17 protein-coding genes are annotated in these 21,432 nt (G+C 56.6%); 5 read left to right on the forward strand and 12 right to left on the reverse strand.

What is annotated here, in order from left to right:
- Positions 1 to 95 precede the first annotated feature (95 nt).
- Positions 96 to 704, reverse strand: coding sequence for a ZrgA family zinc uptake protein (locus ACFO3I_RS02570; RefSeq protein ID WP_377331494.1), 609 nt, complete (start codon positions 702 to 704; stop codon positions 96 to 98).
- A gap of 120 nt (positions 705 to 824) precedes the next feature.
- On the opposite strand from ACFO3I_RS02570, the gene ACFO3I_RS02575 reads away from it, so the two are divergent.
- The gene (locus ACFO3I_RS02575) at positions 825 to 2,174 is read left to right on the forward strand and encodes a dihydroorotase (protein WP_377331495.1); all 1,350 of its coding nucleotides are present in this window, start codon (positions 825 to 827) and stop codon (positions 2,172 to 2,174) included.
- Positions 2,175 to 2,228: 54 nt separating this feature from the next.
- Here ACFO3I_RS02575 and ACFO3I_RS02580 read toward each other — a convergent pair whose 3' ends face one another.
- From ACFO3I_RS02580 to ACFO3I_RS02600, 5 genes are read right to left on the reverse strand one after another with little or no spacing between them, the layout of a single operon-like run.
- Positions 2,229 to 5,342: an efflux RND transporter permease subunit gene (locus ACFO3I_RS02580; protein ID WP_377331497.1), complete on the reverse strand. Its 3,114-nt coding sequence runs from the start codon at positions 5,340 to 5,342 to the stop codon at positions 2,229 to 2,231.
- 9 nt (positions 5,343 to 5,351) lie between these two features.
- Positions 5,352 to 6,350 (reverse strand): efflux RND transporter periplasmic adaptor subunit, encoded by a 999-nt coding sequence (locus ACFO3I_RS02585; protein WP_377331498.1) that lies wholly within the window; start codon positions 6,348 to 6,350, stop codon positions 5,352 to 5,354.
- The gene (locus ACFO3I_RS02590) at positions 6,340 to 6,504 is read right to left on the reverse strand and encodes a hypothetical protein (protein ID WP_377331500.1); all 165 of its coding nucleotides are present in this window, start codon (positions 6,502 to 6,504) and stop codon (positions 6,340 to 6,342) included. Before ACFO3I_RS02590 ends, ACFO3I_RS02585 begins: the two co-directional genes overlap by 11 nt.
- 27 nt (positions 6,505 to 6,531) lie before the next feature.
- Positions 6,532 to 7,671, reverse strand: coding sequence for a TolC family protein (locus ACFO3I_RS02595; protein ID WP_377331502.1), 1,140 nt, complete (start codon positions 7,669 to 7,671; stop codon positions 6,532 to 6,534).
- Positions 7,672 to 7,717: 46 nt separating this feature from the next.
- On the reverse strand, positions 7,718 to 8,047 hold the full coding sequence (locus ACFO3I_RS02600) for a hypothetical protein (protein ID WP_377331504.1): 330 nt from the start codon (positions 8,045 to 8,047) through the stop codon (positions 7,718 to 7,720).
- Positions 8,048 to 8,223: 176 nt separating this feature from the next.
- Between ACFO3I_RS02600 and ACFO3I_RS02605 the strand changes: the two genes are divergently transcribed.
- Positions 8,224 to 9,246, forward strand: a complete 1,023-nt coding sequence (locus ACFO3I_RS02605; RefSeq protein WP_377331506.1) for an FAD:protein FMN transferase — start codon at positions 8,224 to 8,226, stop codon at positions 9,244 to 9,246.
- A gap of 78 nt (positions 9,247 to 9,324) precedes the next feature.
- On the opposite strand, the gene ACFO3I_RS02610 is transcribed toward ACFO3I_RS02605, so the two are convergent.
- The 4 genes from ACFO3I_RS02610 to ACFO3I_RS02625 all read right to left on the reverse strand — a co-directional run bounded on the left by ACFO3I_RS02610 (position 9,325) and on the right by ACFO3I_RS02625 (position 15,585).
- A complete protein-coding gene (locus tag ACFO3I_RS02610) occupies positions 9,325 to 11,061 on the reverse strand; it encodes a potassium/proton antiporter (protein ID WP_377331508.1) in 1,737 nt (578 codons plus the stop codon).
- An 84-nt stretch (positions 11,062 to 11,145) separates the two neighbouring features.
- Positions 11,146 to 11,454 carry a hypothetical protein gene (locus tag ACFO3I_RS02615; protein ID WP_377331510.1) on the reverse strand — a complete coding sequence of 103 codons (309 nt, stop codon included), beginning with the start codon at positions 11,452 to 11,454 and terminating at the stop codon, positions 11,146 to 11,148.
- A 108-nt stretch (positions 11,455 to 11,562) separates the two neighbouring features.
- Positions 11,563 to 13,836, reverse strand: coding sequence for a S9 family peptidase (locus tag ACFO3I_RS02620; protein WP_377331511.1), 2,274 nt, complete (start codon positions 13,834 to 13,836; stop codon positions 11,563 to 11,565).
- A gap of 171 nt (positions 13,837 to 14,007) precedes the next feature.
- A complete protein-coding gene (locus ACFO3I_RS02625; RefSeq protein ID WP_377331512.1) occupies positions 14,008 to 15,585 on the reverse strand; it encodes a sodium/sugar symporter in 1,578 nt (525 codons plus the stop codon).
- A gap of 222 nt (positions 15,586 to 15,807) precedes the next feature.
- On the opposite strand from ACFO3I_RS02625, the gene ACFO3I_RS02630 reads away from it, so the two are divergent.
- The 3 genes from ACFO3I_RS02630 (at position 15,808) to ACFO3I_RS02640 (ending at position 18,753) form a co-directional block, all read left to right on the forward strand.
- Complete coding sequence (locus ACFO3I_RS02630; protein WP_377331514.1) at positions 15,808 to 16,287, forward strand: DUF2059 domain-containing protein; 480 nt, start codon at positions 15,808 to 15,810, stop codon at positions 16,285 to 16,287.
- 111 nt (positions 16,288 to 16,398) lie between these two features.
- The gene (locus ACFO3I_RS02635) at positions 16,399 to 17,046 is read left to right on the forward strand and encodes an HvfX family Cu-binding RiPP maturation protein (protein ID WP_377331515.1); all 648 of its coding nucleotides are present in this window, start codon (positions 16,399 to 16,401) and stop codon (positions 17,044 to 17,046) included.
- A 108-nt stretch (positions 17,047 to 17,154) separates the two neighbouring features.
- Positions 17,155 to 18,753, forward strand: coding sequence for a methyl-accepting chemotaxis protein (locus ACFO3I_RS02640; protein ID WP_377331517.1), 1,599 nt, complete (start codon positions 17,155 to 17,157; stop codon positions 18,751 to 18,753).
- 55 nt (positions 18,754 to 18,808) lie between these two features.
- On the opposite strand, the gene ACFO3I_RS02645 is transcribed toward ACFO3I_RS02640, so the two are convergent.
- Together ACFO3I_RS02645 and ACFO3I_RS02650 are read right to left on the reverse strand one after the other, a co-directional pair.
- Positions 18,809 to 19,810, reverse strand: a complete 1,002-nt coding sequence (locus tag ACFO3I_RS02645) for an alpha/beta fold hydrolase (RefSeq protein ID WP_377331518.1) — start codon at positions 19,808 to 19,810, stop codon at positions 18,809 to 18,811.
- A gap of 311 nt (positions 19,811 to 20,121) precedes the next feature.
- Complete coding sequence (locus ACFO3I_RS02650) at positions 20,122 to 21,354, reverse strand: MFS transporter (protein WP_377331520.1); 1,233 nt, start codon at positions 21,352 to 21,354, stop codon at positions 20,122 to 20,124.
- Between the last annotated feature and the right edge of the window lie 78 nt (positions 21,355 to 21,432).

Genomic DNA, 21,432 nt, shown 5'->3' on the forward strand with positions numbered 1-21,432 from the left:
GATCCCTGCCACGACAAATAAAGTCTGCCCTGAACCTCTTAAGTGGCCAGCTCACGCCGGAACTCAGGGGCAAACGCTGTCGCCCCCGGCTGACTTTACTTCAACACCAACTGAGCGTCTGACGGCGTCAGGGTTTTGGCTGACTGCTCGCTGTCGGAAATCCAGCTGGCCAGCAGCTGCTGCAGGCTGGGAAACAGGCTGAATAACTGAGTGGTCAGTGCCAGTCCGGCTTTTTCTGCGCACTGAAAGCTGTAACTGCTTTTAATATCGCTGAAACCCGCTTTTTCGCCCACTCCATGTTTGTGGTCGTGGTCGTGGTCGTGGTCGTGGTCGTGGTCGTGGTCGTGGTCGTGGTCGTGGTCAGCAGAGGCTGGGCGGCTTTCCACCAGAGTCAAACTGGTTTCCGCTTTGCTGAGCTGACAGCCAGTGCCAGCAAATTTGAACAACTCAGTCCCCTGCAATAACTGGTGCCGAACCTGGTTTACCTTTTCAGCTTCTGCGGCGTCGGCCGGCTGGCGCTCGAAACCTAACAAGTCGGTGCCAGGCGCATAGAAATTAATCTGTACTTCAGTACCTTGCTTTAACACTTCCAACTGGCCCTGGCCATGCACATGGGCCGAGTGCGCTTCATACTCTGCCGCTGCCTGATGGCTTGCCAACACTGTTGTCAGCAGAATGGCAACACAACAACCTTTGTACTGCATCACTTGTCCCCTTCTTTGCGCCGATAAAGTAACAACAACCCGACCTGATAGCAGGACGATTAAATGTGATACTATCACAATTAGAGAACCAACGGACAATCGCATCGACAGAAAAGCACCATGAACAGAACATTGATTTTAAATGCACAGCTGGTGAATGAAGGCCTGGTCCGGCAGGCCGACCTGTTTATTGAAAACAACCGCATCGCCCGTATCGACCATGGCCTGCAACACCTGCCAACGGACAAAGTGATCGATGCCAGTGGTTTACTGCTGTTGCCTGGCATGATTGACGATCAGGTGCATTTTCGGGAGCCAGGCCTGACCACCAAAGGCAGCATAGCCAGCGAATCGGCCGCAGCTGTGGCCGGTGGCATTACCAGCTTTATGGAAATGCCCAACGTCAATCCGCCCACATTGAACCAACAGGCCCTGCAGCATAAATTTGCGATTGCTGCCCGGCATTCCGCAGCCAACTACTCCTTTTACCTCGGTGCCAGTCATAGCAATCTGGATCAGATCAAAGCTGTTGATATTACAAAAGTTTGTGGTGTTAAGGTGTTTATGGGTGCCTCCACCGGCAACCTGCTGGTGGACAACCCGGTAGCGCTGGAAGCGATTTTCCGCGAATGCCCTGTGCTGATTGCCACCCATTGCGAAGATGGCAACGTGATTGCGGCCAACCAGCAGCGCCTGCTGGCGCAGGGTATCCGTGACTTTGGGCCTGAGCATCACCCACTGCTGCGTGACACCGAAAGCTGTTATGCCTCCTCTTCTTATGCGGTCAGTCTGGCCAGAAAATACCACAGCCAGTTGCATGTGTTGCACCTGACCACAGCCAAAGAGCTGGAGCTGTTCAGCAGCCTGCCAGTAGGGAAAAAGCACATCACAGCGGAAGTCTGTGTACATCATCTGCGTTACAGCAATCAGGATTACGCCCGGCTTGGCAACCTGCTCAAATGCAACCCGGCAGTAAAAAGTCTGGCCGACCGCGACGCGTTGCGCGCCGCCTTATTGGATGGCCGCATCGACATCATCGCCACCGACCATGCGCCGCATCTGCTTAGTGAAAAACAACTGCCCTACCCACAGGCTCCCGCGGGTTTGCCTTTGGTGCAACATGCTTTGTTGTCGGCGTACCAGCTGGTCCGGGACGGGCTGCTCAGCCTGCCACAGCTGGTGGAAAAAACCGCCCATGCACCGGCGCAGCGTTTTGCCGTCGCAGAACGCGGTTATTTACGCGAAGGCTATTTTGCTGATCTCGTGCTGTTGGCCCCCCAACAACAGACTCAGGTAACACGTGAAGACCTGCTGTACCGCTGTGGCTGGTCGCCGCTGGAAGGTGAAACGCTGGCGGGCCGTATTGTCAGCACTTTTGTGAATGGCGCATTGCGTTACCACCAGGGCCGGATTTTGCCTGCCCGCTACGAACATTGGGCCCAAGCACAAGCGTTAAGGTTTTTGCGTTAAGACGGTGGCTGCTGGTTTTAGGTCGGGGTAAACCCCGCCCTAAAGGCCATTCGGTTAGCGTTTTGAGAACAAGCGGTATAAAGCCGGTAGTACCAGCAATGTCAGTAAGGTGGAGCTGACAATACCGCCTATCACGACTGTGGCCAAAGGCCGCTGAATTTCTGCGCCCGTGCCGCTGTTAAAGGCCATAGGCACAAAGCCTAAACCTGCCACCAGGGCGGTCATGAACACAGGCCGTAAGCGGCTGCCCGCACCTTGCAGTATGGCGGCCAGCACGCTGCTACCTTGCTGCTGCAACTGGCGAATGGCGCTCACCAGTACAATGCCGTTCAGCACTGCTATACCCGACAGGGCGATAAAACCCACAGCAGCAGATATCGACAGTGGCATATCGCGCAGCCATAAAGCCCAGACGCCGCCGGTAAGCGCCATAGGCACTGCGCTAAACACCAGCAGGCTGTCGCGCCAGCTCGACAAAGCGCTGTAAAGCAGCAATAAAATCAGCGCCAGCGTAAGTGGCACCACCAGGCTTAAGCGCTCAGTGGCCGACTGCAACTGCTCAAAGGTACCTCCATAACCCAGCCAATAACCCACAGGCAATGGCATCACGGCCAGTTGTTGCTGCACTTCCGCCACTACAGAGCCTAAATCACGCCCTTCGATATTGGCAGTGACCAGCACATGGCGTTTGCCACTTTCGCGGTTAATCTGGTTCGGCCCTTCGGTTTCGCGAATATGCGCCACTTCCCCCAGCGGCACATAGCGCAGCTCACTGCTGTCATCGGCCGGTAAGGTAACAGGAATTCGCGCCAGACTGGCCGGGTCCTGCCGCATGGCTTCCGGCAGGCGCAGCATCAGCTTAAAGCTTTTGTCGCCTTCATAAATCAGCCCCAGCTGCTGGCCACCCACTGCCGTTTGCACCAGCTGCTGCACCCCGGCAACGTCCATATTCACCAGTGCCAGGTGGTCTGTTTCCGGTTCAATCGACAACATCGGCAAGCCACTGGCTTGTTCCATCCGGGCGTCCACTATGCCACTTACCTTGCCAAGTGCTGTGGCCACCTGCTGACCCAAGCTGGCCAGCTGGTCCAAATCGTCGCCATACACCCGCACCGCCAAATCGGTGCGCACCCCGGCAATCAGCTCGTTAAACCGCATTTGGATTGGCTGGGTAAACTCATAGTTATTGCCTGGCACCGCTTCCACCACAGCCCGCAGCTGCTGCTCAAACTGGGCTTTGCTCTGGCTGGGGTCTGGCCAGGCCGAACGGGGTTTTAAAATCACAAAGGTGTCGGCCACATTGGGCGGCATCGGGTCGTTGGCCACTTCCGGTGTGCCAATTTTAGAGAACACCCGCTCCACCTGTGGCAAGGCCGCAATAGCCTGCTCCAGCTGCAGCTGCATGTGCACCGACTGGCTTAAACTGGTGCCCGGAATACGCATGGCGTGCAGCGCAATGTCGCCTTCGTCCAGCTGCGGCAGAAACTCACTGCCCATCCGGCTGGCCTGCCAGACTGAACCGGTACAGAGCAGCACAGCCGCCAGCACAGGCAACAAGGGCTTATGCAGCGCCAGCTGCAATAGCGGCTGATAACTGCGGCGCAGGCCTCGCATCAGGCGGTTTTCCTGTTCCGACACTTTGCCGGTCACCAGCAAAGCAACCGCCGCAGGCACAAAGGTCAGGGCCAGCACTAAAGCACCCAGCAGCGCAGCTATCACGGTAAAGGCCATAGGCTCAAACATTTTGCCTTCCACCCCAGACAGTGCAAACAGCGGCAGGTACACCAGCATAATAATCAGCACGCCAAAGGTGGCTGGGGTCATCACTTCCGAACTGGCCTGCCTGACCAGCGCCAGCCGCTCTGTTAAACCCAGCGTGCGGCCCAGCCGGTGCTGTGCTGCGGCCAGATGCCGTAAGCAGTTTTCCACCACAATGACAGCGCCGTCGACAATCAGGCCGAAGTCGATGGCTCCCAGGCTCATCAGGTTACCGCTGACTTTATTGGCCGCCATGCCACTAAAAGCAAACAACAACGACAGCGGGATCACCAGCGCAGTGATCAGCGCCGCCCGTAAATTGCCCAAAAACACAAAGAGCACGACGATAACCAGCAGCGCCCCTTCAAACAGATTGCGCTCTACAGTGGCAATGGTTTTGTCGATCAGGCTTTCGCGGTTGTAGCTGATTTCAGCCACCACACCCTGCGGCAAGCGCTGGTTCACTTCGGTCAGTTTGGCGGCCACAGCGGCCGACACTGTCCTGCTGTTTTCACCCAGCAGCATCATCACGGTGCCGAGCACCACTTCACCACCGTCCTGAGTGGCAGCCCCTGTGCGCAGCTGCTTGCCAATTTGCACTGTGGCCACGTCTTTCACCCGCACCGGCGCGTCGTCGCGTTTGCTGATCACCAGTTGCTCAATGGCCGCTATAGATAGCAGCTGGCCAGGCGAGCGGATCAGCCACTGCTCACCGTTGCGCTCAATATACCCGGCACCAATGGTGGCATTATTGCGCTTGAGCGCTTCGGCTAAATCATTGATGGTGAGTTTAAACGCCAGCAGTTTGACCGGGTCTGGTGCCACCTGGTATTCACGGACAAAACCACCAATGGTGTTAATTTCAGTGACGCCTTTCACCTTCAGCAACTGGGGCTTAATCAGCCAGTCCTGCAAGGTGCGTAAGTCTTCGGCGTTGTACGGCTGACCCTTTGCGGTGCGGGCGTCGGCACTGGCTTTTACCGTGTAGGAAAAAATTTCGCCAAGCCCCGACACCACAGGCCCCAGTTCAGGTTCAACACCTTCGGGTAATTCGCCGCGCACCTGCAGCAAGCGCTCGGTGACCTGCTGGCGTGCCCAGTAAATGTCGGTGCCTTCGTCAAACACCACAGTCACCTGCGACAAACCATAACGTGACAAGGACCGGCTGTACTGCAGTTTCGGCAGGCCAGCCATGGCGTTTTCCACCAGATAAGTCACCCGCTGTTCGGCTTCCAGTGGCGAATAGCCTTCGGCTTTGCTGTTAATTTGTACCTGCACATTGGTAATGTCGGGCACCGCGTCCATCGGCAATTTCAGCGCCTGCCAGAAACCAGCGCCCGCCAGCAACAAGGTCAGCAGCAGGGTAAAGCCCGGCCTGGCTAACGCCAACCGTAATACAGACTGAATCATGCTGACCTCCTAGTGCTCGTGGCCAGCGCCGGATTTCTGCAAATCGGCTTTGATCAGAAAACTGTTCTGACTGACATAAATTTCACCCGCTGTCAGGCCAGACAGCACTTCGGCATACAGGTCGTCACGCTCACCCAGCACCACAGGCCGTGGTTCATAACGCTCACCTTCACGTACAAACACCACTGTGTTGCCTTCAAAGTTTTGCAGTGCAGACTGCAGCACCCGCACCGCCACCTGGCGGCGCGACACTTCCACATCGGCTTTCACATGCATGCCGGGCCGCCAGAAGCCGTCCGGGTTGGCAAGCACAGCGCGGGCGCGGGCTATATGGCCTTCTGTCATGGTAGGCGCCAGGTAACTCAGGCTGGTTTGTGCCTGACGCTGGCCATGCACATCCGCCACCTGCACCACATTCCCCTGCCGGATGCCGGCTAAATCACCGGGAAAGGCCGACAACTCCAGGTACACAGAGCTGAAATCACTCAGTTGCAGCAGCGGGGCATCAGCGGCGCGCTCACCCGGGTTGGCCCAGCGCGCTGTCACTTCAGCCGCCGCTGGCGCCTGCAGGCTGTAACTTTGTAAGGTGACGCCATGTTGCAGTTTGGCCAGTAACTGGCCAGCCTGCACTTTGTCGCCCACTTTGACCGGCAGTTGTTGCACCAGGCCAGCATAAGGCGCGCTGATACGCCATTGCTGCTCCGGGATCACCGCAATGACGCCAAACAAATGGGCAAAACGACGAATTTCACCGGCATCGGCACTGTCAGTCAGCAGGCCAGATTGCGCCGCTACTTCAGCGCTCAATTCTGTGAATTCAGCTGTTTCTTCGCCATGTTCATGGCCGTGCTCATCGCCCTGTTGCTCGCCAGGTTCAGACGCTGCCGCCCCTTCATCATGCAAATGCGCCTGCTGCTGTGACGCCGGGGTTTGTGGGTCAGCGCTGGCCAGCACCAGGCCAGGTAGCAACAGCGCGGCCAGTGCCGCCATCCATAATTTAGTTTTCATCAAACAACTCCTTGGCCCGGGCAGAGGCAACCGGCGCCAGTAAAGAAACATCGGGGGAAGGTGAAAAAGCCACAGGGCCTGACTGCGCCAGACCAAAACCGGTCAGGCGCTGCAATTGTGTCAGCTGCAAGTGGAAACGCTGTTGCAGCTGCAACAGGCTGAACTGGCTGTCGAGCAGTTCCTACTGGGCGGCCAGCAGGTCTGTCATGTCATAAGCACCGCTTTGATAGCCTTGTTGGGTGGCTTTTAGCACAGCGCGGGCTGACGGCAGTATGCGGGTTTCAGTGGCCCGAATTTCCGCCCTGATACTGTGCAGCTGACGCAGCAACCCCAACAGGCTCAGTTGCAGTTGGCGCTGCTGTTGCTCTGTGGCCAGCGCCGCCTGCCCGGCGGCGGCTGTTGCCGCGTCCAGCTGAGCTGTAGTGCGGGCCTGATTTTGCAGCGGCATACTCAGCCCCAGCAGCACCGATGGCGAATTGGCTTCGTTGTTATACCGTACCCCGGCCGACCAGCGCAGGTCAGCCACAGCCGAAGCGGCCTGTAATTGCAGCAAACTTTCAGCCAGGCGCTGCTGGCTTAAATACAGCGCCAGTTGTGGGCTTTGCAGCAAGCGCTGTTGCAGCTGGGCTTCGTCTGGCAGCAAGGGCAACTGCGACAAGTCACCACTGAGCCGGTCAAAGTCTGGCTCTGCATTCCACAGCATGGCCAGTTGACGCCGTGCCAGTTCCAGTTCGCCTTGCAGCCGCGCGCTGTCGAGTGAGGTCTGCAATAAACGCCTCTCTAAGCGCGCCACGTCGGCTTGCAGCACCAGGGCTTGTGCCGCGCGCTGCTGCGCCGTAGCCAGCGCCTGTTGCTCCAGCGTGGCACGCTCTGCCAGCCAGTTCAGCTGCTGTTGCAGGCTTAGTACTTCAATAAAACGCCCGGTGCTTAGCGCCAGCGCGTCCAGCTTGTCGGCAGCAAAACGGGCCTGCGTCAGTTGTGTTTGTTCGCTGGCCTGCTGGCTACGCCGCTGTGCCTTGTCGCCACGTTCCAGCAACTGACTGAACAGTAAACTGACTTCAGCGTCTTTGACGCCACTCTGCTCACCAGTACCAAGCAGGTTTTCAGCCGACAGCTCCAGCTCAGGGTCGGGCTTGAGTAACGCCAGTTGCTGCAACGCAGCGTCCTGACGCAATTGGTAAGGGTAAGGTTGTAGTGCCGGACTGTGCTGCAGCGTGCGCTGCAAGGCATCCGCCAATGTGAGTTCAGCCGCAACCAGCTGAAAACTGGCAGATAGCCCAATAGCCAACAGCAGCACACGTTGGCCAAATAAAATCGACATAAAAATGCTCCGTATAAATTACTGAAAACTATGACTAATCAGTAACTCAAACGGTGGGTGGCGGTAACAAAGGGCGGTAATTCAAACCACGGAAAAAACTGGGGGCAGCCCCTGGACCAGCAAGCGGCATAGGCTCTGCCAACTGCTGCGGCTGGTAGCTGACAAAACACAGCACATGCGCGTGCGGCTCGGCGGAGTCGTCATCGCCGTGGGAATGATCGGTATCGGCAGTATACTGGTGTTGGCCCTGATCCATGGTCAGCACATGGTTGTGTTCATCCGGCATATGCAGCACAACACCATCACAGGCCGCAAAGGCGTGATTGAGCATCAGCAACATAATCAGGCTTAACAGCCAGCGGGATAACGGAGTCAACAGCACACCTCGGGCAAAATTTGCCGTCAAGTTGACCACAAAGTCAGCAGCAGAACAATCAAAAACAGGAAAAACTGCAGCGGCGGGCAGAAAAACAGCAAGTTTTGATTCAGCCTGACGCCAAAAGGCGTACACTTGCGCGCGGTTTATTTCTACGGGATTTGGTTATGTTTGTGATGTTAAGAAATCTTCTGCTGTTCACCTTGCTGGCTGGATTAACGGCTTGCTCCGACCCAGGCCCGCAAAAAGTAAAACTGGAAGGCCATACCATGGGCACCACCTACCATATCACCTACATTGACCCGACAGGTCAGCAGGACGAGCAGCAGATCCAGCAAAAAATTGATGCCTTGTTGCTGCAAGTGAACCAGGTGGCGTCCACCTACATGCCCGATTCTGAACTGTCGCGTTTTAACAGCATGCAAAGCACCACACCGGTACAGGCGTCGGCCATGATGCAACTGCTGGTCCGCGAAGCGCTGCAGCTGGGCGATTTAACCCAGGGTTACCTCGACCCGACCGTAGGTCCGCTGGTGAACTTATGGGGCTTTGGCCCTACCCACAGACCAGAAAAAGCGCCATCTGACGCCGAAATTGCCGCCATGCTGCCACAAATTGGTTACCACCAAATTCAGCTCAATGGCGATCAGCTCAGCAAAACCCGCCCCGAGCTCTATATCGATATGTCGTCTTTTGCCAAAGGCTATGGCGTGGATGCCGTCGCTGAACTGCTCGACCAGAACCAAATTCACAATTACCTGGTGGAAATTGGTGGTGAGCTGAAAACCAAAGGCCAGTCACTGGCGCAAAAAGACTGGGTGATAGCGGTGGAGAAGCCGATGACCGACGAGCAGGTGGTGCAGCGTTTATTCCAGCCCAAAGACAATGCGGTGGCGACATCGGGCGATTACCGGATTTTCTTCGAAGAAAACGGCCAGCGCTTTTCACACCTGATTGACCCGAAAACCGGTCGTCCTGTGACTCACCGCGTGGCGTCTGTCACTGTGGTGCATCCGTCCTGTATGCGAGCCGACGGCCTGGCCACCGGCTTTCTGGTGATGGGTGTCGACAAAGCACTGGAGATTGCCAACGCCGAACAACTGGCGGTGATGCTGATTGAGAAAAACCCGGATGGCAGCTTTACCGAGCATTATTCCGAAGCCTTTAAGCCTTACCTGCACCAGATGAGCCAGAACTGACAGTTCAGCCTTGGTGAGTTGCAAAAAAGCCAGTCAGTGAAGCTGACTGGCTTTTTTTATAGCGGTGGAATTGCGTCGCTACGCAGCAGAGGCTTCAGCCTGCTCTTGCTGCGGCAGCGGCCACACAGCCACAGTCGAAATGCGCGCTCCCACCATTTCACAGACTTGCAATTCCACCTGACCACACAGGGCTTTACTGCCAAGCTCCGGCTGGCCTGGCAACGCCTGACGCAAGGCATCATCCAGCGATAAACCTGCAGGCAGCTGCAAGTCGATGCCATAGGAATGCTGCACGTCTTCCACTTTGGTGTAGCCTTTTAGCCGCAACTCACCGTCGGCCAGCGCCTGTGCAGATTCAGCCCGGCCAGATAACACCTGGTCAATAAAGCCTCTGACATCAGGTTTAGTGACGATAAACAAATGGTCGCCAGCCAGTAGCTGAGTGGAGCCCCGCGGCGGAATCACCTTAGTACCGCGGGTGATCATCGCGACCACAGTCCCTTCAGGTAACGCCGTCTGTGACAGGCGACGGCCTGCGGCCCGGCACTGCTCGCCCAGGGTGTATTCGACAATTTCGGCGTCGACGTCACCTAATGCGGTAATTTCCAGCGTCGCCGCTGGCGTGACCGGAGGCGCTTCGGTTAACCCCAGCCTGCGGGCAACCCAAGGCAAGGTCGACCCTTGTACTGTGGCAGAAACAAGCACTACGAAAAATACCGCGCTGAAAATCAGTGGTGCATTGGGTAAGCCATAAATCAGCGGGTAAATCGCCAGAATAATAGGTACAGAACCACGCAAACCGACCCAGGACACCAGGGTAATTTCACGGCTGTTAAAACCGAACAACTTCAGCACCGGCACCACCGCCAGAGGCCGCGCCACAAAGGTCAGCGCCACAGCTATTAACAACCCCTGCCACCAGACATCCAGCAAGGTAGAAGGGTTAATCAGCAAACCCAACACCACGAACATGGTAATTTGCCCCATCCAGGCCAGGCCGTCGTGGAACAAAAAGGTGGTGCGCTGAAACACAAAGTTGCTGTTACCAATCACCACACCGGCGATAAAGATCGCCAAAAAGCCGCTGCCCCCCAGGTTGGCGGCAATACCAAAACTCAGTAAGCCAAAGGCCAGCACCATCACAGGGTATAAACCCGAAGTGGTCAGCTCAATTTTATTGATCACCCGCACCGCCAGCCAGCCGATCGCCAGTCCCACCACAGAGCCCAGGCCCATTTGCTGCACAAACAACATCAGCAGACCTGTGCCCGGCTCCAGCTGGTTGACCATAATTTCCAGCAAGCCCACGGTCAGGAAAATGGCCATCGGGTCGTTGGTGGCACTTTCAATTTCCAGCGTGGCTTTCAGGCGGGCATTGATATGAATACCGGCGTTACGCAGCAACGAAAACACCGCGGCGGCGTCGGTAGAACCGACAATGGCACCAATCAGCAGGCCGTAATACAGCGGCACGTCGAGAATATAAGCTGCGGCCAGGCCGGTCACGGCAGAGGTAATAGCCACCCCCAGCGTCGCCAGTACCGAAGCGGGTTTCCAGACTTGTTTAATCGACTTCAGCGGGGTTTGCAGACCACCGTCGAACAAAATAATGGCCAGCGCCAACGAGCCAAGCGCATGGGCAATTTGCGCGTTATCAAACTTAATACCACCTGGGCCATCTTCGCCGGCCAGCATGCCGACCAACAAAAACAACACCAATACCGGCATGCCCAACCGGGCGGAAATTTTACTGGATAAGATGCCAAGCACGATCAGCAACGCGCCCAGCAGAATAATCTGGTCTATAACAAACATGGTTTTTCCTGCCTTGCAGAGCCCAAACGCTCTGCTGAATCTGAACTAAGGAGTGACGGACACCCCTATCCGGGAACCAATGGCTTAGACTGGCGGGGCTCTGGCGTCAAAGGGAAGTGTGGTACTGAACCCGGATGCTAAGCCGCGGTGCGGCGCCAGTGGCATCTCGCCGAATTCCGCCGCTGCCAGCGTGCTATGACTGAGCAGGGTTTTCTGCTGATCGGGCGTGTCGGCCAGGCATTTTTGCGGCGAAAAACTGCTGCCATGCGCCTGCAATGCCACCAGGGTGGTGCTGCGTTTGGCCTCGACCCTTGGCTCGTGCGCCACCATGGCCTGTGCCGGAAACAGCACAACCAGGTACAGCAGCAAGGTCAATAAGGAGGCAAACTTCAAGCAGGTGGTCCTTTGGTCAGGTGGCGAAAGGCGGGACTATAACAGCTGGCATTTTGCCGATGCAAACAAAGCAGCACGGCGCCCGCTGTGGCACTGTGCTGCTATCGCTTATTTATTCCAGTCCGGCGTTTGTTGCTGCTGCAAATGCCGCAGGAAGAAATCAAACTGGCGGCGCTGCACATAACGGATAGGCCCGCTGGAACGCCCCACCGCATGCTCGCCGCCTGGCACCAGCAATAAATCGAAATCTTTGTCGGCTTTGATCAGCGCATTCACCAGCTGCATGGTCGACGCCGGGTCGACATTGCTGTCCTGCTCACCATTAATGATCAGCAAACGGCCGCGCAGCTGGCTGGCATGTTCGGTCACTGAAGATGCGCGGTATTGCTCCCCGACCGGATACCCAAGCCACTGCTCGTTCCAGCTGATTTTATCCATGCGGTTGTCATAACAACCGGCGTAAGCGACCCCAACGCTGTAAAACTCCGGATGAAACACCAAAGCACCCACTGTGCTCTGGCCACCAGCCGAGGCGCCGTAAATCCCCACACCATGCTGCAGGCTGTACCAGGGAAACTGGGCGGCTGCGGCTTTATGCCAGAGGATGCGGTCGGGAAAGCCGGAATCGGCCAGGTTGCGCCAGGCCACATCATGAAAGGCTTTGGATCTGTTGCCTGTGCCCATGCCGTCGATTTGCACCACAATAAAACCCAGATCGGCCAGCGCTTGCATGCCGATCACTTTATCGCCCCCGGAATGGTAACCAAAAGGCCAGAAACTCTTGGGCACAAAGCTGGAGTGTGGCCCGGCATAGATGTTTTCGATCACCGGGTAGCTTTTGTTCGGGTCAAACTGCTGCGGCCGTACCAGTAAACCCCAGATGTCGGTTTTGCCGTCGCGGCCTTTGCTGACAAAAGGGGTTGGCGCTTTAAAGCCTGCGGCGGTCAGCCGGCTGATATCCCCCTTGGCGAGCACCCGCAGCAAACTGCCGTCGGCGCTGCGGCGCAGTTCGGCCTGATTCGGCAGGTCGACCCGCGAATACAGGTCAATGTAATGACTGAAATCGGCCGAATACACCACCTCATGCGTGGCGTTGGCGCTGGTCAGTGCGGTCAGGCCGCTGCCATCAAAATTAATCCGGTAGTAGTGCACATAATAAGGGTCTTGTTTCGGGTCCATGCCGCTGGCCGAAAACCAGATTTGTTGCTTCGCCTCGTCCACCCGCTGCACAGCCCGCACCCGCCACTGGCCTTGGGTTACCTGGTTCAGCAATTTGCCCTGGTTGTTGTAGCGGTATAAATGCGCCCAGCCGTCCCGCTCGGATAACCAGAGTAAGCCTGGGTTGTTGCCCTGTAACAACTGCAGGTAGCTGCCGCCCCACTGGTCGATAAAAGTCGGGCTTTGCTCAGTGACCAGCGCACTGGCCTGTGCAGTTTTAGCGTCAACCGCCACCACTCTGGCCAGCTGATGGCCACGTTCGGTGTACTTAAACACAAAACCACTGCTGTCGGAGCGCCATTGCAGCTCATCCAGACTGTAAGGTTTAGCGAATAACTGCGGGTCTATCGGCTTGAGCTGACGGCTGGCCAGCTGCACCAGCACCGGCTGCTCAATGTCCACCGCGTCGCCGGGTTTAGGGTACAGCTGGGTGATGGTTTTCGGTTCTAACTGATCGGCCGGCGCCGCCAGCACCCGGCTGACCAGCCGGGCTGTGCCGGGTTTCACTTTCAGCACCAGCAAAGCGCTGCTGTCCGGCGCCCACTGAATTGACTGCGGGTCGTAAAAATTCTCAGCGCTGCCGTCGGTACTTTCCAGCACAGTGGCGCCTTTGGCGTCGCTGATCCGCAGGTTATACCCCACTGTTTGCGCCTGATAACGGCCGTCCGCTGACACTTTAGCGCTGTTTTGTGGCGCAACCCTTAAATCACGCACTACACCAAAAGCTTTCGGCTGGCCCTGGCGTTGCTGGCGGGCGCAGCTGCTGCCGTCCAGCGCACAGGACCACAGGCTGTCATCGTAATAAAAACGGATATCGGCATTGCGGCCATAACTGAAGCTGTCGAATGGCAACTGCAATGGCGAGAACTGCTGGCCGCTGGCTTTGCTCAGAGCGTCACTGATGCGCTGGTGGTCAAAGGCCTGTGCTCTGTGGCCCGGTTCCAGTTGCTCGAGGTAAAAACGAAAACCACCTTCAACACTGAGTTTGTAATAAAAGCTCTGGTTGTCGTCAGTCCACTGCGGTGCCAACAGCACATCGCGGGTCAGGCCCATCCAGCGCTCTCGCAAATCCAGTGACTGTTCCAGTTGCTGAGAACTGACTTCTGCCTGCACTCCACACAAAGTGAAGCCAAGCGCCACCATGCTGCCTGCCCAAATTTTCATGCTGTTCCTGCACTTAGTTGTTGTTTTGTTTACCAAACTAAAACGAAACCGCGGCCAGGCAAAGAGGAAAACGCAGTTTCTCGGTAAGGCGCCTGCAGCGGCAGCTGAATGGGAGCTGGCAGATAAAAAAGGGGCTGAATCTCAGCCCCTGCAAAAATTAGCGCCGCCCTGTCACCAGAACTGCCAGTACAGATACACCAGCAGCATGCTGATAATGGCGCTGCCGTGCAGGTAGAAACGGCTTGGCGTCATATCCAGAGTGCTGACCGCAGCGGCTTCAGGTTCAGCTTTGGCAGGCTGACGCAGCAGCCACATCACCACACAACACAGCAGGAAGATATAGCCAACGCGGTCCATAAAGGGCACTTCAGGCAATAGCAGTTTCATCGCCAGTGAGCCAAAGCAGGACAGCAGAGCGGCCGCCAGCGCACCATTGCCTGACGCACCTTTCCAGAAAATGCCCAGCATAAAGATGGCGCAAATGCCCGGCGTGAAGAAGCCGGTAAATTCCTGAATATACTGGAAGGCCTGTGGGAAGTTGCCCAGCAGCGGTTTAGCCACCAGTACAGCAATCAGCAGCGCCAGGCCACTGACCAGACGACCCACACCCACCAGCTGTTGTTCGGTTTTGCTGGTTTTGCTAAGCGGCTTGTATAAGTCCAGCGTAAAAATGGTGGCGATGGAGTTCATCATCGACGCCAGTGACGACACTATGGCGGCAATAAGCGCCGCGAAGATAAGGCCACGGATCCCTTCAGGCACCAAAGCCAGCAAGGTTGGGTAGGCCGCATCGGCTTTTTCCACCGCAATACCGCTGGCTGGGTCCTGACTCAGCACATAAGCCGCAATACCAGGCAATACGATAATGACCGGCATCAGCATTTTCAGAAAGGCGGCAAACAAAATGCCTTTTTGTGCTTCGGCAAAACTCCTGGCGGCCAAAGCGCGTTGAATAATGTATTGGTTAAAACCCCAGTAACTCAGGTTCATCATCCACATACCGCCCAGGATCACCGCCATACCCGGCAGGTTGGCGTATTCCGGGTGGTCTTTGGCCAGGATCATGTCGAATTTCTCCGGCGCCTTTTGCAATAAGGTGTCAAAACCGGCCAGCACACCAGCGCCATCCGACACCTGATTCAGCGCTATCCAGCTCAGCAGCAAGCCACCACCCACCAGCAGCAAAATTTGAATGCCGTCGGTCAGCGCCACCGCCTTTAAACCGCCATACAGCGAATAGGACACCGCAATCAGCGCCAGCGCCAGCATGCCCCACACCACAGACAAGCCGGTTAAGGTAGCAATGGCGGTCGCGCCCAGCCAGAGTACCGCAGTTAAATTGACAAAGGTGTACAGCAACAGCCAGAACAGGCTCATTACGTACTTCACCCTTTTGTCGAAACGCTGCTCCAGAAACTGCGGCATGGTGTAAATGCCTTTGCGCAGAAACACCGGCAGGAAAAACCAGCCGACTAACAGCAGGGTTAACGCCGCCATCCATTCATAGGAAGCAATGGCCAGACCCACCACAAAGCCGGAGCCCGACATACCGATAATTTGTTCTGCAGAAATATTGGCCGCAATCAGCGAGGCACCGATGGCCCACCAGGGCAAGGTTTGCCCGGCCAGGAAAAAATCTTTACTGTCTTTCTGATGGCCGGCTTTGTCTTTCGACACCCACATTGCCAATACCAGCAGCAGTACCACGTAGCCAATGACGATGGCTGAATCGAGCGCACTGATCACCATAATTTACCCTTGTTGCCTTTGTTATTTTTTTATTTGCCTGCGTACAGGCCAGATGCCGCAGCACCCACTACCCGGCACAGAGCATAAAGCGCCAGGCCTTAGCTGCCAAGCCTGATGTGCGCTTTTATCCGACCATAGCATGGGTAATTTTTGAAACATTTTTTTGACAATTCAGCCAAAAAACGACACCCTTGGCGGTGCCAAACAGCAAGGAGGCATATTATGAAACTTACACATATCACCCTGGCCGCTTTAGTCTTTAGCAGTTTTTTCAGCCAGGCCGAGCCCGCCAAACGGGAAACCATTGAGCAAGTGCTGAAAGCCACTGACGCACCGGCGATGCTGGATTACGCTTATGCCCAGATGGAGCAAATGGTGCAGGCCAACCGGACCAACCCCGATGACGCATTAAGCCAGAAACAGCAGCGCGAAATGCAGCAGCTGTTCCGCTCTGAAATGTCCTGGTCTCAGCTGGAAGAGCCGATTATTGCGGTCTATGCCCAGGTCTTCAGCGAAGACGAAATGCAGAGCATTCTGGACTTTTACCAGTCGCCAGCCGGCCAGAAACTGGTGAAACGCCAGCCTGAACTGGTACAGCAGTCGATGCAGATGATGCAAACCCTGATGCAGGGCATGATGCCAAAAATTCAGGCAATGGCGGAGAAACACGCCAAAGAGCGCGCAGCACAAAGCTCACAGTAACCTGTTGCTGGGGAGGCTACCACCTCCCCACTTTTCGCCTTACCCACCCCGAAAGTTTTTTTACCTCGAGCAGGTCTGTTGGTCTATCGGCTCTGCACCCTGAGGTTTATTATGCGCTCTGCCCTGTTTCAATCGGCCTGGTCCCGGTACCAGCGCTTTACTGCTGCCCTGACCTTATTCAGCGGGGTTCCGGCCTTTTTATTACGTTTGTATCTGGCACCTGTGCTGATCCAGGCGGGTTGGAATAAATACCAGGCGTTTGACGACACGGTCGCCTGGTTTGCCAACCCGGATTGGGGCCTGGGCCTGCCCGCTCCGGTGGTCTTAGCCGTGCTGGCTATTGCTGCCGAACTGCTGGGTGGCCTGCTGTTACTGGCTGGACTGGCCACCCGACTGGTCTGCCTGCCATTGATCGCCACCATGCTGGTGGCCATTTTTTCGGTGCATTGGCCCAATGGCTGGCTGGCCATCGCCGACACCTCCAGTTGGCTGGCCGATGGCACCTTGCTGCACGACGAGCGGGTGCTGGCGGCACGGGAAAAGCTGGCCGCGGCCAAAGCCATTTTGCAGCAATATGGCGATTACGACTGGCTGACCAGCAGCGGCAGCCTGGTGATCCTCAATAACGGCATTGAGTTTGCCGCCACCTACCTGCTGATGTTGCTGTCCTTGTTGTTTACCGGTGGTGGCCGCTACCTGAGTGGTGATTACTGGCTGAAACGTCAGTTATGCCGCACTGCGGACAACAACGCGCCCTAAGCAGCAACCAGCTGACCTGCAGATAATTTCAGCGCCGCCGAAAGCAAGCGGCACTGACGCCGGTCTACCTTTGGTCGTTTTACGCCACCAAACAGAGGAAGGTGCCCAGTGCCTCAGTTTGCTTCAATTAAAAGCCGGATATTTATTGGTTACGCCGCTATTTTGCTGGTGACACTTGCTGCCGCCATTTTGCTGATTAGCAGCAACCGCCAGTTAACGCATCAGGTGGCGGGTTTTGTGGACGAGTCCTTACCCGCGCTGCATGCAGTCAGCAGCATGCAGAGCAGCGCCAAACAATGGGTGCTGACCGGCTACGAGCTGTATGGCACTACCCTCAGCCCGGCGCAGTTCAACCAGACCCAACAGGCACTGCAGCAGGATATCCGCAACCAGCTCAGCAGCCTGGCCAGCTTCCAAAGTTCCGACGCCGACCAGCGCTTTCAGCAACTACAGCAGGCATTGGTGCAGCTAAACCAACTGATGCAAGCCGCAGAAGTAGACTGGGACCAGGCGCGCGAGCAGCTGACAAAAATTAATCAGGCAGCGGTCGGTTTTAATCAGGCTGCAGACGCCCTGGCCGAGCGGATCACCGGGTTAGCCCGCAGTAAAACCGCCCTGATCAGCGACAGTCTGAGTAGCAATACCTTAACAGTCGCCACCTTGTTGCTGCTGATCCTGCTGGTCGCCATAGCGTTTTTTTTCCTGGCACAAAAGCAAATTGCCCAGCCTGTGGTGCGGCTGTCTGCCGAGCTTGGCGACCTGGCGGCCAGCCGCGACTTAACCCGGCAGTTGCAAAGCGAGGGAGCCACCGAAGTGCAGCATGTGGCCGCCAGTGTGAACCATTTATTGCGGGTGTTTCAGCAAGGCATAGCAGAAATGTACCAGGCCATTTCAGGCATTCATCAGGCGGTCGGAGCGCTGGCGGGCAGCAGCCGTCAATCCTCAGGTTCTGTCACTGAACTGCAGCAAAAACTCGGCGACCTGGTGCAAAACATGGCGCAACTGGAGCAGCAGATGCACCAGAGTGTCAGCCGCTCCAGCCATGCAGCAGACGCGGCCAAAGCCGGTGCGGATTCCATGTCACAAAGCCAGCAAGCCGTGCTGGAAACGTCCGCCAGCATCAGCCAGCTGTCGGGCGATATTGAAGCCACTGCTCAAATGCTATTGGCATTGCAGTCCAACGGCGACCAGGTGAGTTCTGTGGTGAACAGCATTGCCGAAATAGCCGCACAAACCAATTTACTGGCGCTGAATGCCGCGATAGAAGCCGCCCGCGCCGGTGACTCTGGTCGCGGCTTTGCCGTGGTGGCCGATGAAGTCCGCACCCTGGCGGTGCGCACCCACAATGCCACTACGGAGATCAACAGCATGCTGGCCGCTATTGTCAGCTCCATTCAGTATGCGGTTGGCACTATGCAGTCGAACCGGGCCACAGCACAGCGTTCGGTCGAGCTGGCCGATCACTTGGTACAGACGCTGGAAGCGGGCCGGCAGATCATTCTGGATTTAGCCGAGGTCAGTCAACAGGCCGCAGGTCTGGCGGGCGATTCGCAGCAAATGACCAATGAGCTGCAGCATGGCATTCTTGCGTTTGCCGGGCTGGGGACTTCAGTGTCAGCTGCCAACCAGGAGGTCGCCGCCACCAGTCACGCTCTGACCGGGTTGGCTGGCCAATTGCGCCAGACTGCTGATTTGTTCAAACATTAGGCACAAGCTGTCCTTTAATTGCGCTGCAGCCGGTCCCAGCCGCAGCGCTGCGGATTCAGAATTTGGTACTAAGCGCCTGCAGTAACTGCGGGTGAAACTGCTCAGGCGCCTGGATCTGTGGCGAATGGCCTAAATCAGCAAAGCGGACTAAACGGCCTTTAGGCAACTTTTTCAGCGTGGCAGGTCCGAGCTGGGCATACTGGCCCAGCTGTTTTTTCAGTGCGTCCGGTGCCGCGTCTTTGCCTATCGCAGTATTGTCCAGCTCACCAATCATCAGTGTGACTGGCATCTGCAACTGGCCAAACTCATACAGCACCGGCTGGGTGAAAATCATGTCGGCGGTCAATGCCGAGTTCCAGGCCACCTGTTGTTTGCCGTCACCACGGTACATACCTGCCTGCATTTGCACCCAACGGTCAAATTCCGGCCGCCAGTGGCCGCCATAATAGGTGTCTTTCTGGTACTGTTTGATGCCTGCCGCCGAGGTGGCCAAATCACGCTGATACCACTGATCGACAGTGCGGTACGGGACTCCCAGTGCTTTCCAGTCTTCCAGCCCTATCGGGTTTACCAGCACCAGTTGTTCTGTGCTGTCCGGATACAACAAGGCAAAACGGCTGGCCAGCATGCCGCCCATGGAATGACCCAATACCGCCGCCTGGCTAATTTGCAGTTTGTCTAACAAGGCTTTGGTGTTGGCTGCCAGCTGCTGAAAACTAAACTGGTACTGCGCCGGTTTGCTGGATTTACAAAAGCCGACCTGGTCCGGCGCTATCACCCGGTAGCCGGCAGCGGTCAGCGCTTTAATGCTGCCTTCCCAGGTGGCGGCACAAAAGTTTTTGCCGTGCAGCAACACCACCACTTTGCCGTTTGGCTGCGGCGCAGCGACATCCAGATACGCCATTTCCAGTGCTTGTTGCTGGCTGTTCAGCCGGAAATACTGCACAGGGTATGGGTAGTCGAAGCCCTCCAGCCGTGGGCCATAGACAGGTTCGGCGGCCTGCACCACGGGGGCGATCAGACTGGCCAGTAACAACGTTATCCATTGAATTTTCATCCATGCTCCTTAACAGAATGGCAGGCACCGCCTGCACCACGAAAACCTTTGAATGCAGAGGTTTTATTTCGCCATTGGTTCCACCACTTAACCCGGTTAAGCTGCACTACGACGCTTAGCGGCCTAATACTCCGGCGGAGCCACTGCCAGTAAGTGTTCTATCAGCAACCTTAGTCGCAGTGGCTGATTGTCACGATCCCGGTACAGCAGGTACATGTGCCAGCGCGGGCCGAGAGCAAATGGCGGGACATCGTGCTGTGACAGCAAGGTGTCCCTTCTTACCCGCGGAGTTGTCACTCTGCTGATGTGGATCAGGTTTTGTCGCTCAAACAGGCTTTGGCTGCATTAATACCGCCTGGCTGCTTTAACCAGCCAGAGCTCAGGGCCACTAGAGCCGCCAGCACCAACGTCAGGCTGCTTCCAACGGGAATGGCGAGAGGTCCAAAGCTGTCGTAGGCGAGCCCCCCCAGGGTTGCTCCACTGGCAATGCCCACCTGAGCCACGGCCACCAGCAAACCACCACCGGCTTCGGCATCATCAGCCGCAGCCCGGGTCACCCAGGCCCACCAGGTCACCTGAGCCGCAGTTCCACACCAACCCCAAACCGCCAATAGTAGCAACACCGGCAGCTGGCCTTCACCGAACAGCAATAATCCCGCCACCATCAGCGCCATCACCAGCGACAGGCAGGTCAGAGTCCAATGCAGCCGGGGACCAATCAGCTTGCTGACAGTTAAAGTTCCGACAAAACCAGCGATGCCGACCATTAACAGGCTAAACGAGACCAGATTAACGCCAGCCTGAGTGACTTGCTCCAGATAAGGCCGCAAGTAGGTGTACAGCGAGAACTGGCCAGCGAAAAACAGCATGGCGCCAAAATAACCAACAGCGACCGCAGGGCGGCGCAGTAACCCCGACACACCAACAGCAGTGCTTCGTTGCACCGCAGGCAACTGCGGCAAGAAGCGAAACTGCAGCGCACATGCCACTACAGCAACGGGGATCAGGCAAAAGAAGGCGCCACGCCAACCGATGAGCTCACCCAGCACACTCCCCAACGGCGCCGCCACAGTTCCGGCGAGTGCGGTGCCCCCCGAAATCACCGCCAGTGCTTTAGCTACAGAGCCAGCAGGCACCAGCCGCATGGCCGTAGCCGCAGACAATGACCAGAAGCCACCCAGCGACAGCCCCAGCAAAACACGGCCAAGCATCAGCACAGTAAAATTCGGCGCAAAAGCCACCAGCGGACCCGAACTAATTAACAGCGCCGTTAAGCACAGCAGCACAGTGCGACGGTCCAGCGTTCCGGCCAGAGTGCGGATACTCAAGCTGGAAAACAGCGCCGCCAACGAGCAAATCGATACCGACTGGCCTGCTTGGCCTTCGGTTAACTGCAAATCTGCCGCCATTGGCGTCAGCAGGCTGACCGGCATAAATTCGGCCGCAACCAACACAAAGGAACAAATGGCCAGCGCATTGACCGCGCCCCAATGCGCCGGTTCGGACCCTGTGGCACTTGGCAACGGGTTTTTCTCAACAGACATAACGACACAACTCCAGATTGATTGAATGCGCGGGCGATAAAAGGCCAGGCCCGGACAGCCAAGCTGCTCAGACAGGCA

Origin of the sequence: Rheinheimera marina (genome assembly GCF_042654345.1) — a bacterium.
Classification (GTDB): Bacteria; Pseudomonadota; Gammaproteobacteria; order Enterobacterales; family Alteromonadaceae; genus Pararheinheimera; species Pararheinheimera marina.